Raw genomic sequence first — 13,051 nt, forward strand, 5'->3', positions numbered from 1 at the left:
TAAACGGCTGCTATTAAACCATGGGTTTCACCCCTTTTCCACTGTGACCCTCGCGCTTCCAAAAGCCAATAATACCGGCTGAGCGCACCATCAAATAGGTAAAACCAAGCAGTGCAAAGCCCAAGATTAACGCCAAAATTCTTGAATAGGTTTGGCTTGCATACACCCCGCCATCACCGACAGGCACCGGGTCGCGAGGCGCAATTGGCATGCCATGACGCTCCGCCATGGTCTGAATACCAATAAAGTGAATGGCCGGCACGCCTTCGCGAATAAAATACCCCATGACGGTATCAACGGCGAAAGCGCGAGCCGGCGCATTGCGCTGTAGCCCTGGTGAGAACTGACTATCGATACCGGGTGGGCCAACAATAGTGGCGCCACCACCGACATTCACGAACGCTTTATACGGGCGCCCTTCTGAGTGGTCACGATAAAGCGCAATACGATCAGCCACCGCTTCTTGGTAATTACTTGGCTCAATCAACGGCACGCCAGCACGCGCAATGGTATCAAGAATAATCTGACGCCCCTCATTTGAAATATCGGCGCCACGGTCTTCAACACCACCAATCGAGGCTGCAACCGGACGCGAAGCGATAACTCCGGCACTGCGCAATTCACGCTCCATATCCAGCCATAACAACCCTGGGACGTTGGCGCCATATTGTGACGATGACGCTGACGCAATAATCACAGGCTCAGCCCCTAAGGCTTCAATTGCTGCATATACCGCTAAATTAAGTGCCGGAAACGAACCGGATACGGCCACCGCAACCAAATCACCCTCTTCCACGCCTGCATCGGCTAATAATTTAACCGCCACAGCACCCCAGTTCGGGTTGATTGTGGTTTGCTTAGATTCCAAGCCACCAATCGTGGTGGTCACTTCACTGCTGGAGATGCCTAACATGCCAGAGCGTGTCGGATCATTTTCAGGGTTGATTGGGCGTAAGTCGGCGCGCACTGGGCGAATGGCATCGTACCCATCGCGCACCGTGCGCGATGCCGCCACCATCGTGGAATAATGTGCCTCCACCACAGGATCACGTACGGTGATATTCTCAGCGGCCAGCAAAATGACAATCGCGATTAATGATAGGAATACTAATCCCCACGTTGGGATCTTCGATGCTCGCCAGTAAATCTTGGTGTAGCCGCCAGCTTTCTTATTTGCTTGTTTGAACATAACTCTACTCCTACCAACCTGGCATCTGCATCGCTTGATTGGCTTCATAGGCCATCAAAGCATCGGGCATAATCACTATTAAGGCTAAGCGCACGAGTACGGCAGTGACTGCAAGGCCGCATAGCGTCTGCAGCACGCCTTGGCGGTCGAACCAAATGGCTATCAACCCTGGGATGATATAACCGATAATGCTGGTTTCCATCACCGCCATCATAAAGCCCGATTCAAGCTGCGCCACTTGGGCTTCGGCGTCTCCAGGCGTACCAATCATCTCGAGGTCGGCCCAAGCCACTAAACTGCCTAAGAACATGTCCAGTAAGCCTGCAATTAAATACCCCGTTAAAATCATAATGATGGTTTGTCGGCGGCCATAAATAACCACGTAACTTGACACCATGCGCACAATCAAGAATGTCGCAAACGCAGCAAATAAGGTCACCATCACACTCAATGGGCTCATCAGTTGAAGCGCCATGTAGCCAGGCACCACCAGACCACCAGCGGCGAGGCCAAAGCTGGTGCTCAGTAACAAGGTAAAAAATAAGCCGATGCCTATGGATACCGCTAAAATATTTAACGCGATCATACGTCTTCCTCTCTCAAGGCGCGGTTCTGGAAGAAACGGGCCACGTCTTCACCACCACCATGAATGTTACACATCCCGACCACCAAACCACGGGCACCCACTTCTTCAAAAATAGTCTCAATCACGTCTACCATCGCACCTTGCTCCATGACGATAATCTTATTCGGGTCGATACCGGCTTTGACCGCCATGCGCGCAAACATCAGTGTGCCTGAGCCCATCACAATATAGCGGTCGGCGGGGGTCCAGGTGACCGCAGCTTCCGCCATTTGTTGTGAACGATGTGGACGGTCTGCACGACAGTTGACGAGCGCAATCAACTTACGGCCTTCACCATGACGCTCAATCAAGCGGTGCCATATACCACCGGTTGATTCGGGGTCATTGGCAGCGAAGGCATTGACGAAAATCATGTCTCGGCGAAAGTACTCAAGATGCATAATCCGCATCGCACCCGCCTCGGGCTCAAGGGCTATCATGCCTTGCAGCGCGGCGTCTCGGTCAACCCCCAGGTGTTCACACACCTTAAGCGCCAACGCCACATTTTCGGCGTGTTCGCTGTATTGAAATTGACGTAAGGTTTGATCCGAAATAGCGTTGACTTCATTCAGCGTAACGCCATGTAAGCGCGAACCGCGGTCTTGGGTGGACAGTTCAAAAATATCCAGCAAATCACGTTCTGCCGTGAATAAATCACCACCAACTGGGGTACTACCCGCCAGAGCTAAGCCAACATCGCGCTCGCCAGGCCCCATCACATCGAGGTGGTCCGCACGTGCATTGGTGATTACACCCACGTTGGAGCGCACCATCCGAAGCTCGGTCAATGACTGATAATGCGGCTGTAATGCCATGCATTCCACCACCACAATTTCCGGCTTTAATTTCGCCATGCGCGCAATTAAACGCATTTGCTCGATAATATTTGCGCCAGCAATGCGGTAAAGCGAAAACTCACGTCCCTCAGGGTCAGTAAATGCCGCCGCCGAGCCGGTGGTTTTCGCACAGACACGCTTACCACCGCCGCGCAAACCCGCAGCAATTAAACGCGTGACACTGGTTTTACCGCGAGTGCCGTTGACATGCACACGCACAGGAATGGATTTAAGGATACGACGATGACGCCATGCTTCACCTAGCCCAGCTATTACTAGCACGAGCCAAAGCGCCGCCATCACCGCTAAGGTTTCAGGTATGGCCACACAATTTCCCCCAGACAACAAAAACTTAGTTCTTAGCCAATTTGGTTTGGCTTGTTTAAGTTATATACAGCTGGAAGAAATTAGCCACTCATTATACAAAGTTTTTACTTTCGAAAATTTGCACTTGGATGTCTTGCTTAGGCATTAATTAAGCTCGACTGAGCGCTTCAACGCTTGGCTAAATAACTATCCAAGGCATTCGCAAATTGCTGGCGGTCACGTTGATTGAGCGGCGCGGGGCCACGGGTATGTTCTCCACTTGCGCGCATGGTGTCCATGAAATCACGAATATTCAGACGCTCGCCAATATTGGCTTGGGTTAACACCTCGCCGCGCGAGCTAATCACGTGACCCTGTTTGGCGATGACCTCAGAGGCAAGAGGGATATCACTGGTAATCACCAAATCACCGGCTTCACAACGATTCACAATCTCGGCGTCCGCGACATCAAAGCCGCTGCTCACCACCACACTACGAATATACGGCGAAGGCGGCACAGGAATGCGCTGGTTCGCCACAAACACTAAAGGTGTTTGCGTGCGATTCGCTGCGCGACACAAAATCTCTTTAACCACTTTTGGACACGCGTCCGCATCGACCCAAATTGTCATTCACTATTACCTTGTGGGCTCACCTGCTTGACAGGCTTGAATACTTGAACATACACGGATGCTTGCACCCGAAGCTCGGCCAACTCGGCGGCGGCCGCTAAGCCCTGCGCAGGTGCGCGATATGCATGAGGGGTCATCGCAATCAGGTCTTGCAACAAGCTATTATCAACCTCAAAATCAAACGCCTCAGTGCGCGTATGTGTGCAATCAAAGCCATCTAAGCTAGGTGCTTCACGCTTAGTTGCGGCTTGCTTCGCTTGTTCCTTGGTATATAAAACATCGCGTAACGCGCTTAAATGGTGTGCGCTAGGGTCAAGCTTGATCACGACGCCGTTAGGCTTCAATACCCGCGCAAATTCGGCTTCGCTGGCAAAGCCAAATGCGCACACCACCACGTCAATACTATGATCTGCAAAAGGTAAGCGGGCATTACTGGCCACCACATAACGGCCTTTTTTTTGCCAAGGTGCCGCAGCCTGCACTGCCCATTTTGACACATCGTTACCCAGCCAATTAGCTTGATGCGCATCAAAATGCGCTGCTAGTTGACGCAAATAATAGCCTTCACCGCATCCTGCATCTAGCACGCTGAAACTTGATTCAGTTGGCACAACATCGCGAACTGCGGCGTACAAAGCATCCGCGATAGGCTGATAACGACCGCTGGTTAAGAACCGACGCCGAGCCTGCACCATGGCTTTACTGTCGCCAGGGTCCTTAGAGCGTTTAAAGTGAGCCGGTAGCAAGTTGACATAGCCTTGTTTGGCCTGATCAAAGGTGTGGCCCTGAGGGCACACCCAAGCGCCCTGTGAATTAGCTTGAAGCTCGGCATCATCGAACCGAGCCGACGCAGAGCTAGCTTGGCACAATGGGCATATAAGTGCAGGTTGCATCGTCGCTATTACCCTAATCCCAAAGATGTTGGTAGGTTTGCCACCAATCCAACGCAATCGCGCGGTTATGCCGATTTGCACGCGGGTTTAGCACGCTGGGTAAGGTTAAATAATTACCGTCGGTTTGCGCCTGCAACACTTGATCTTGGCTGGCGAGCTGCAATGCGTAGAGCGCAAGCATGACTTCGAAGTCATCGTCTGATGCTAGCTTTTCAATTAAGTGAGGAATCGCTGGCTTGCCGATCATGCCAAGATTCTCCGCCGCGCTATACCAAATTTTTTCGTTCTCACCGTCACCATAGGTTTGGGTATAATCTGGGTCACTTAAGCGGGCTAAGTTGTATTCGAGATCTTGACTGGTGTCTTGTGTAGCGTCAGGCTCAGCGCCATCTGTTGAGTCGGTCGCGACCACGACAGGTGTGGTGTCGTCAGTATCCGAGGTTGTCGGTGCGCTGCTACATGCAGCGACTAACAGCAGCACACAGCTTGATACACCCAGCGGCTTCCATGTAACGCTTTTCAAATCAGTTTTCACAGCAAATAATCCGTTGGAAAAAGAGCCTATTGCAACCCCCTAGCGGTGGTCGAAGCGGCATTTGAATTCAGGTATAATACTTATCATTATTCGATAGTTTACAGGTCTAAACCCGATGAAAGTAGTCATTCGATATTTTTTTCGCTTTGTGCGATTACTGTTGGCACCTATCATGCTTATCAGCGAAACCCTGACCACGCCTAAGCCTATGCAACGCAGCGCTGAAGGTCAACGCGAAGTCGATGCTGCGTGCCAACAGCTTGCTTTGTATCAATTTCGCACCTGTCCATTTTGCATCAAAGTACGCAAACATATACGCAAGCTTAACTTACCGATCGAATTGCGGGATGCGCAGCAAGTGCAACAGCACCGCGATGCGCTATTAAGTGGCGGCGGAAAAATTAAAGTACCATGCTTACGCATTGCCAGCGGACAGAATGAAAATGATGTGGAGTGGATGTATGAGTCAGACGCGATTAACGATTATTTAAGCAAGCGTTTCGCTGATATTTCTTAGCCCTGATATTTCTAAGCCTTGATTTTTTAGCCCTGGGCAGATACCAATAACGGGAGCCGTTAAACTGGCTCTCCGTGTAATTGCTGTAAGCGCCGACGGTATATTTTATTGTTAGCGTCCTGAACAATAATTTGTGAACGGAACAGTGCGAGTAGCTCAATCGCCAGTATACCTAATAACAAGGGGCCACCTATCACACCAAAACCGGTTTTAATCAGCACCACTGCCACCACAAATACAACTAAGTTCACCGCACCTCGTAACCAGCGGCGTAAATAAAAATGATGCAGCCCACAAATTAAAAACCAATTTAACACGGCGTAAGTGTCAGGGTCTTTCAATTCACGACGCACGGCTGCATAAAAAGCTTGGCGCTCAATATCACTTAGCGCAGCAATTTCTTTACGCAATTGCTCCTCTTCGGCGTTCACATGCTTGCTCATCAACATCCGCTTTGATCTCCGTGCTTTGCTTTAGATTGGTGCGTTACCCCTTGCCATGGTTCTACGCAATAACAAAAACTATCGCCGTGCCGACAACGACGAATTCGGTGCCAGCCAGCCTTGGCGCCTCGCCACAAGCCCACATTACGAATGGCCTCTAAGGTATATTGAGAACAGGTTGGCTGGTAACAACAGGTGATACCGAACCAGCGCCGACTGCCCCCGCTACGTTGGTAACCGGTAATGGCTTTCACAACCAGTTGTGTAAGCATCAAGAGGCCTCTAACGCCCTAGTGTGACAATCATAGCTTCACGCTGCCAAAACAACCAAAATCTCTTCATTTCAAGTACTTGAAAAACAACTTGCCAACCCTCAGCGGCATACGCATTCAATTCAGCTTCGATTTTGCGCATCGGCAAACCAGAAGAGCCTAATAGGATAGTGCCACATCCGCCCTCGACGATATGCACTATTTTATACTCTCGAAATTTTTGGGTGTCGCTCACTACAGCTCCTTGTGCTGATAATTTTACAATCAAGAATCCCGACTATGACGCAAGCCTGCGGGCTAGGCAAATACAAATAAGTGACAAAATATGTCAAACAGCAGGCACAAAAAAAGCAGACCGAAGGTCTGCTTTTTAAAATTTGTGTTGGTTACAAAAGCATAAAGCCTTGCAGCCGACATCTCACCTTATAAAGGTACGATGTTCTCAGCTTGAGGACCTTTAGGGCCTTGAGTTACAGAGAACTCAACGCGCTGGCCTTCAGTCAAAGTTTTGAAGCCTGAGCCTTGGATAGCACTGAAATGTGCGAATACATCTGGACCGCCTTCGCGCTCTAGAAAACCAAAACCTTTAGACTCGTTGAACCACTTTACTGAACCTTTGATGACTTCAGACATAATATAAATCCTGTATTAAAAACTTTAGATGTTAATGCGGGTAAAAATAAAAGCTAGTTGAAACTACAGGACGAGGAAAAATTACGAATAATCTGGCATCGAAGTGGAGTATCAATTAAATATTTCTTAACCGACTGACTAAAGTCTACGCGCTCTATACCAATTGTCAAAGGTATTTTAGAAATATCCCCTATCTTTACACCCTTTTCAGCGATTATCAGCGTAGTGAGTTAAATCGTGACGAGCAAAATGGAGACTACCATGCACCAACGTACCTTTTACACCAGTTTACTGAGCGCCTTGTTCCTCTCAGTTACGAGCGCTCATGCACAAGTCGAACTGCGTGAACTGAGCTACCAGCACGACGGCCAAACTTATCTTGGGTATGTCGCGCAAAACACTCGCTTAGAACAACCCTTAGGCACCGTGATGATTATTCACGACTGGGATGGCCCCAACCGCTATGAGCAACTGCGCGCTGAGCAGTTAGCCAGCATGGGCTATCGCGCCTTCGCGGTTGATTTGTTTGGCCGCGACCGTCAACCTACCTCCATGGCAGAGAATCGGGCCAGAACCCGCGAGCTGTATGCCGATAGAGACGAATTTCGTGCGAGTCTGGAAATGGCGCGCGCGGGCATGGATGTGCAAGGGTATGTGTCATTTCATGGTGGTGCGCTGCACTCGTTCACGGTTTACTCAAGTCAAGACTATGACTTACCAGCTGACCAAGCGTCGTGGCACGCATTTAGTCAGTTTTTACAGCAGCAAATTCGCTAGCCAGCCTTAGTCTTTACGTTGGTGCTGTCCGGCTTGAGGCTTTGGTGTGCCGGGCTGCGCCTCTTTGGGCGTAGTACGTTGTTTAGACGCCGGTTTTGGCTGGGTTTTCTTCTTTTCGGCGGCGCTTTTTTGCGCTTCGCCTTTGCCTACTTTGGCCGACGCTTCAACGCCTGCGCGAGGTTTGGTCTTCAATGGCTCGGCTTCTTGCGGATAATTTTCCGCATCCTGAATGATTTCCCGGGTTTCAGGGTCAGCTCGTTTCTGTGCCTTGGTATCTTCGGTACGACCGCTGTATTTCGCACCTTCCGTGCCTGATGGATGCCCCTTGGCGGCTGGTTTCATCTTTTTATCCGTCGTCGGGTCTACGCCCACACTCTCAGAACCGTCCGGTTGATTAGAACCACCAAATAATTTTTTCCAAAAGCCCATTGTCGTTCCTCCAATAGTACCAACCAAATCTATATCGATAGTTATAACCATAGTTGATGGGCTCACAGATGCCATCAAAGTGCACGTAAAGACGTTGCAATATTCGTTTACAGATTATCCTTAGCGCTCCGCTGTGCCCGTTAAACAATTATTGCTAAGGTAAGCAATCAAGCGTGATTGAATAGCTAAATAGCCATGAAACAAGGAGCTTTGATGCAGTCGTTAGCACTTTATGAAGAATTGATGTTGCTCGCCCTGTGTGAGGAAAAAGGCACCATCCAAAGTGCCTATATTGGCTACGCGGTTGCTGCAGGCGTGCTCGCTGAGCTCAAGTTGCAACAACGCATTAAACTCGAATCGGGGCGACGCAAACATGTCAAAGTTATCGACAACAGCCCAGTCGACGACCCTGTTTTGGCTGAATGCATGCAGATTATTCGTCATGCCAAGCGCCCGAAAGTATTGCGCAGCTGGGTCAACCATCTCGCATTTATTAAAGATTTAAACCATAAAGTGGCCAAAAATTTGGCCGCCCACGGTGTGGTCGATGCGACTGAAGATAAGGTGCTATGGTTATTTACCCGCCGTGTCTACCCTGAAATTAATCCAGAGCCTGAACAGGCATTACGCCAGCGGTTGCGTCAGCTGGTGATGAACCCAGAAGCTGTAGTAGATGCCCGCACTGTGGTGTTACTCGCCCTGTGCCAAGGTGCGCAATTACTGCCTCAGGTGTTCACTCGTAAAGAATTACGTGAACACAAACCCCGTATCAAGCAACTCGTCAAGGGCAACCAACTTGGCGATGCCACCCGCGAAGTCATCGAGGCGGTGCAAATTGCAGTAATGGTTGCGGTGATGATCCCAACCATTACCACTGTCACCTCGACTTAAATTGGCCTGTCCGCAGATACAAAAAACCCTGCCACTTGGCAGGGTTTTGAGGTTTAGGACATTGCCACTAACATGCTGGTGGGGTCTTCCAGGAATTCCTTCCAGCGGTTGTTAAAGTTGGCCACCGTAGCACCGTCAATAATCCGATGATCGCCTGACCAACTCGCAGTCATGATGTCACGCGCCACTACCGCACCATGCTCGTCAAAGCGCGGTAACTGCTGCACTTTACCGAGGGCAACGATAGCCGCTTCTGGTTTATTGATAATTGGTGTCGTCACCGTGCCACCCACCACACCGATATTCGATATCGTGATGGTGCCGCCTTTCATATCCGCTTGCGACACTTTACCGTCACGAGCGGCGTTGGTTAAACGCGTCACTTCTTCAGCAACCTGCAACAGCGTCATGTTCTGCACGCCTTTGATATTCGGCACCATTAAGCCAATCTTGGTTGCCACTGCCATACCGATGTTATGGTCATCAAAGTAAGTGATTTCTGTCGCCTCGTCATTTAACTGCGCATTCATGATCGGATATTCTTTGATCGCCAACGACAAGGCTTTAATAAAGAATGGCATCAAAGTTAATTTAACCCCTTGCTCAGCATACTTCGCTTTCAAGCGCTGATGCACGCGACGCAATTCAGTTAAATCAAATTCCTCGGCATAGGTAAAGTGAGGAATGGTGCGTACCGATTCAGCCATTTGGCGCGCCATAGCTGCTTTGACACCTTTCAACGGCTCGGTGCGGGTACCGCCAGCAGGCTTAGCGACTTGTTGCGTGCCGCTGATTGGCTGCTGCACGCCTTTATTGTCCGCGGTTTGGTCATTTAAGAAGGCTTGAATGTCTTCTTTCAGGACCCGACCTTTGGCGCCAGAGCCTGGTACATCCGCGATATTCACATTGGCTTCACGGGCGCGGCGACGCACCGCAGGGCTGGCTAATGCTTTGCCTTGGGCAGCCGCACGCGCGGGGGCACTGCTGGCAGCGCCGTTGCTATTCGCATCTTGCGCGTCCTTTTTGGTATCTGCTGGTGTCGTCGCAGTATTGGCTTGGCCTGCGGTTTGTAGCGCAAACAAAGGCTTACCTACTTTGGCAATATCACCTTTTGCGTGATACAGCTTAGACACCACGCCGTCAGACTTCGCAGGGATCTCAACCACTGCTTTGTCGGTCATCACTTCAACCACGACTTGGTCTTCTTCAACACGGTCGCCCTCGTTGACATGCCACTCAACGATTTCACACTCAACGATACCTTCACCAATGTCTGGCAAGATAAAATCATTTGCTGAAGCATTGCGCGTGGTGCTTGTGCTCGCAGGCTTTGGTGCGCTGGCTTGCTGTTCTTGCTTCGTTGATGGTGCTGGCTCTTTCGGCTGCGGCTTCGATTCACTGGTTGCTGCGGCTTGACCATCATTAATCGCAAACAATGGCTCACCGACTTTGGCAATATCGCCTTTGGCGTAATATAAGCGCGCCACAGTGCCGTCGGATTTGGCTGGAATTTCAACCACAGCTTTGTCAGTCATCACTTCGACAACGACTTGATCTTCTTGAACGCTGTCGCCTTCTGCGACCAACCACTCAACGATCTCGCACTCAACGATACCTTCGCCGATATCAGGCAAGATAAAATCTGTACTCATGCTCAGGTCCCTTAATAATTGAGTGAACGTTTAATGGCTTCGTAAGTTTTCAAATGATCCGCCATGTACTCTTTTTCATGCGCCAATGGATATGGCGTATCTAAACCTGATACGCGCATAATTGGTGACTCTAAGTACAAGAACGCCTGTTCCTGAACCGTCGCCGCGACTTCTGAGCCAAAGGCCATGGTGTGCGGTGCTTCTTGTGAAATCACTAAGCGGCCTGTCTTCATCACCGACTCTACAACAGTATCTGCATCCCAGGGTAAAATGCTACGTAAATCGATAATTTCGCAGCTTACGCCGTCTTTTTCCGCCATTTCCACTGCTTTTTCAATGACTTCAATTTGAGCACCCCAACCTACCAAGGTAATGTCGGTGCCTTCTTTGACCACATCGGCTTGGCCAAGAGGAATCGTATATTCGCCCTCTGGTACGTCACCCACCGCCGCGCGATACATGCGTTTTGGCTCCATGAACAACACCGGATTCGGATCAAAAATTGCGCTAAGCAACAAACCTTTGGCTTCATACGGGTTACGTGGAATGACAATTTTCAAGCCTGGGGTGTGAGCAAAATAGGCTTCGGGCGATTGCGAATGATAATGGCCGCCGTGGATACCACCACCGTATGGGGTACGGATAGTTAAGCCACCGACGTTGAACTCATTGCCCGAGCGATACCGAAACTTTGCAGTTTCATTCACGATTTGGTCGAAAGCTGGGAAAATATAATCACCAAACTGAATTTCAGCAACCGGAAAGCTACCTTGAGACGCTAAGCCATTGGCAAAACCAATAATACCCTGCTCCACCAAAGGGGTATTGAAGCAGCGCTGACGGCCATACTTTTCCTGTAACCCGCTGGTGGCACGGAAAACGCCACCGAAGTGACCTACGTCTTCACCAAACACGCTGACCTTGTCATTTTTAGCCATCGCCACGTCCAAGGCGCTATTGATGGCTTGGAGTAAATTCATTTTCGCCATTATTTGACCCCTTGTGAAGTTTTTGGATAGGCATCAGGATACTTACGCACGTGCGCTTTAAGCGCTTCCAACTGCTGCTGTAATTGCTGGGTTGGGGTGTCGTAAACATCGGCAATAATTTCATCGATATGTGGCACTGGCACCTGCTCTGCCTCTTTCAACGCCGCAAGCACCGCTTCTTTGACCTGCTGTTGCTGGGCATCGGTGTCGGCTTCGTTAATCCAGCCTTTGCTTAACAAATACTGGCGGAAACGCTTCAGTGGGCATTTATCACGCCACGCGTTCTCTTCGTCACGGGTACGGTAGCCTGTCGGGTCGTCTGACGTTGAGTGGCCTGCCATGCGATACGACATGGCTTCAATCAATACCGGCTCATTCTCTTCCACCGCTAAACGGCGTGCTTCTTGGGTCGCTGCGTACACCGCCAAAATATCGTTACCGTCGACACGAATGGTTTTCATACCATAACCCACGCCACGTGGCGCAATACCATCACCGGCAAGCTGCTCAGCGACAGGGGTTGAAATGGCATAGCCATTATTACGGCAGAAGAAAATCGCTGGTACTTTAAGTACCGACGCCATATTCAAACCGGCGTGGAAATCGCCTTCAGACGCCGCGCCTTCACCAAAATACACCAGTGTACAATGTCCTTCACCGGCTTGCTTCTGACCAAACGCATAGCCCGTCGCTTGCGGTATTTGCGTGCCCAACGGCGATGAAATGGTCATAAAGTTCAATTCAGCACAACCGTAGTGCACTGGCATTTGACGGCCTTTACCCAAGTCTTTGGCATTTGAGAACAATTGGTTCATAAATTGTTCAACGCTAAAGCCACGAAACGCCAGTGACCCTTGCTCGCGGTACTGACCCATAATCATGTCTTCGAACTGTAACGCTGCGGCTGACCCGATACTGGCAGCTTCTTCGCCAAGTGACGACAAGTAGAAGCTAATCCGGCCTTGGCGCTGCGCGGCTATCATGCGTTCATCCAGTACGCGAATAAACTGCATGGTGCTAAACATTTTCAGCGCTAACTCTTTGTCCAGTTCTGGCAAAGTCACATCAGGGTGTGGCACACCATCTTGGTCGAGCAGCTGAAACATAGGAATGCGTAACGCGTGACCGTCGATCACTGTCATGGATGTAGTCACGTCAGGCTGTTGCGTGGTTTGTGTAGCCATAATGGTCTCTCTTTCGTACTGAGCATTGGCTGTCTAGCGGTGCTAGCGCAACGCGCTCAGTCTTGAATGGATACTAGCGTAAATGTGCGTGACTTTACCTTTACGTCAACGTTGTTGCAATGGGGCTTACAGTCACAGATGTTAATTAGGTGTTCACCAGGCGCTACAGTTTTAACAATCTTCACCTCGGTTAAAACACAGTAAGGCCAGCAAATACGCTGGCCTCATTACATTCAATACGCTCAGGT

General features: G+C 50.1%; 17 protein-coding genes. 3 read left to right on the forward strand and 14 right to left on the reverse strand.

Annotated elements, in window-relative coordinates; translation table 11 throughout:
- Positions 1–13: 13 nt before the first annotated feature.
- From pgsW to CWE07_RS01470, 6 genes are all read right to left on the reverse strand, one after another.
- Positions 14–1,189 carry a poly-gamma-glutamate system protein gene (pgsW, locus tag CWE07_RS01445; RefSeq protein ID WP_111568158.1) on the reverse strand — a complete coding sequence of 392 codons (1,176 nt, stop codon included), beginning with the start codon at positions 1,187–1,189 and terminating at the stop codon, positions 14–16.
- Between the two features lie 10 nt (positions 1,190–1,199).
- Positions 1,200–1,775 carry a poly-gamma-glutamate biosynthesis protein PgsC gene (gene pgsC, locus CWE07_RS01450; RefSeq protein WP_111568159.1) on the reverse strand — a complete coding sequence of 192 codons (576 nt, stop codon included), beginning with the start codon at positions 1,773–1,775 and terminating at the stop codon, positions 1,200–1,202.
- Positions 1,772–2,977, reverse strand: coding sequence for a poly-gamma-glutamate synthase PgsB (gene pgsB / locus CWE07_RS01455; protein ID WP_111568160.1), 1,206 nt, complete (start codon positions 2,975–2,977; stop codon positions 1,772–1,774). The genes pgsC and pgsB overlap by 4 nt, the downstream gene beginning before the upstream one ends.
- Before the next feature lie 167 nt (positions 2,978–3,144).
- Positions 3,145–3,588 (reverse strand): YaiI/YqxD family protein, encoded by a 444-nt coding sequence (locus CWE07_RS01460; RefSeq protein ID WP_111568161.1) that lies wholly within the window; start codon positions 3,586–3,588, stop codon positions 3,145–3,147.
- Positions 3,585–4,481, reverse strand: coding sequence for a putative RNA methyltransferase (locus CWE07_RS01465; protein ID WP_111568162.1), 897 nt, complete (start codon positions 4,479–4,481; stop codon positions 3,585–3,587). Before CWE07_RS01465 ends, CWE07_RS01460 begins: the two co-directional genes overlap by 4 nt.
- Before the next feature lie 13 nt (positions 4,482–4,494).
- Positions 4,495–5,016 carry a HEAT repeat domain-containing protein gene (locus CWE07_RS01470; RefSeq protein ID WP_111568163.1) on the reverse strand — a complete coding sequence of 174 codons (522 nt, stop codon included), beginning with the start codon at positions 5,014–5,016 and terminating at the stop codon, positions 4,495–4,497.
- A 115-nt stretch (positions 5,017–5,131) separates the two neighbouring features.
- Between CWE07_RS01470 and CWE07_RS01475 the strand changes: the two genes are divergently transcribed.
- Positions 5,132–5,533 (forward strand): glutathione S-transferase N-terminal domain-containing protein, encoded by a 402-nt coding sequence (locus tag CWE07_RS01475; protein ID WP_111568164.1) that lies wholly within the window; start codon positions 5,132–5,134, stop codon positions 5,531–5,533.
- Positions 5,534–5,592: 59 nt separating this feature from the next.
- Here the strand turns inward: CWE07_RS01475 and CWE07_RS01480 are convergent, their stop codons facing one another.
- The 4 genes from CWE07_RS01480 to CWE07_RS01495 form a co-directional block, all read right to left on the reverse strand.
- Positions 5,593–5,976 (reverse strand): TM2 domain-containing protein, encoded by a 384-nt coding sequence (locus CWE07_RS01480; protein ID WP_241973979.1) that lies wholly within the window; start codon positions 5,974–5,976, stop codon positions 5,593–5,595.
- Positions 5,976–6,248, reverse strand: a complete 273-nt coding sequence (gene yidD, locus CWE07_RS14675; RefSeq protein ID WP_111568166.1) for a membrane protein insertion efficiency factor YidD — start codon at positions 6,246–6,248, stop codon at positions 5,976–5,978. The genes CWE07_RS01480 and yidD overlap by 1 nt, the downstream gene beginning before the upstream one ends.
- A gap of 10 nt (positions 6,249–6,258) precedes the next feature.
- Entirely contained in the window at positions 6,259–6,483 is a 225-nt protein-coding gene (locus tag CWE07_RS01490; protein ID WP_111568167.1) for a DUF4177 domain-containing protein, read from the reverse strand.
- A 188-nt stretch (positions 6,484–6,671) separates the two neighbouring features.
- Positions 6,672–6,881 (reverse strand): cold-shock protein, encoded by a 210-nt coding sequence (locus tag CWE07_RS01495; protein ID WP_111568168.1) that lies wholly within the window; start codon positions 6,879–6,881, stop codon positions 6,672–6,674.
- Between the two features lie 261 nt (positions 6,882–7,142).
- Here CWE07_RS01495 and CWE07_RS01500 point away from each other — a divergent pair, with 261 nt between their 5' ends.
- Positions 7,143–7,658, forward strand: coding sequence for a dienelactone hydrolase family protein (locus CWE07_RS01500; RefSeq protein ID WP_111568169.1), 516 nt, complete (start codon positions 7,143–7,145; stop codon positions 7,656–7,658).
- A gap of 6 nt (positions 7,659–7,664) precedes the next feature.
- Here the strand turns inward: CWE07_RS01500 and CWE07_RS01505 are convergent, their stop codons facing one another.
- A complete protein-coding gene (locus CWE07_RS01505) occupies positions 7,665–8,087 on the reverse strand; it encodes a hypothetical protein (protein ID WP_111568170.1) in 423 nt (140 codons plus the stop codon).
- 213 nt (positions 8,088–8,300) lie between these two features.
- Between CWE07_RS01505 and CWE07_RS01510 the strand changes: the two genes are divergently transcribed.
- Positions 8,301–8,978, forward strand: coding sequence for a GOLPH3/VPS74 family protein (locus CWE07_RS01510; RefSeq protein ID WP_111568171.1), 678 nt, complete (start codon positions 8,301–8,303; stop codon positions 8,976–8,978).
- A 53-nt stretch (positions 8,979–9,031) separates the two neighbouring features.
- On the opposite strand, the gene CWE07_RS01515 is transcribed toward CWE07_RS01510, so the two are convergent.
- The 3 genes from CWE07_RS01515 to CWE07_RS01525 are packed head-to-tail and all read right to left on the reverse strand — an operon-like array spanning position 9,032 to position 12,803.
- On the reverse strand, positions 9,032–10,630 hold the full coding sequence (locus CWE07_RS01515) for a dihydrolipoyllysine-residue acetyltransferase (protein ID WP_111568172.1): 1,599 nt from the start codon (positions 10,628–10,630) through the stop codon (positions 9,032–9,034).
- An 11-nt stretch (positions 10,631–10,641) separates the two neighbouring features.
- The gene (locus tag CWE07_RS01520; RefSeq protein WP_111568173.1) at positions 10,642–11,619 is read right to left on the reverse strand and encodes an alpha-ketoacid dehydrogenase subunit beta; all 978 of its coding nucleotides are present in this window, start codon (positions 11,617–11,619) and stop codon (positions 10,642–10,644) included.
- Entirely contained in the window at positions 11,619–12,803 is a 1,185-nt protein-coding gene (locus CWE07_RS01525; protein WP_111568174.1) for a thiamine pyrophosphate-dependent dehydrogenase E1 component subunit alpha, read from the reverse strand. Before CWE07_RS01525 ends, CWE07_RS01520 begins: the two co-directional genes overlap by 1 nt.
- Positions 12,804–13,051 lie beyond the last annotated feature (248 nt).

This window comes from Aliidiomarina maris, from assembly GCF_003987335.1.
GTDB classification, from domain to species: domain Bacteria; phylum Pseudomonadota; class Gammaproteobacteria; order Enterobacterales; family Alteromonadaceae; genus Aliidiomarina; species Aliidiomarina maris.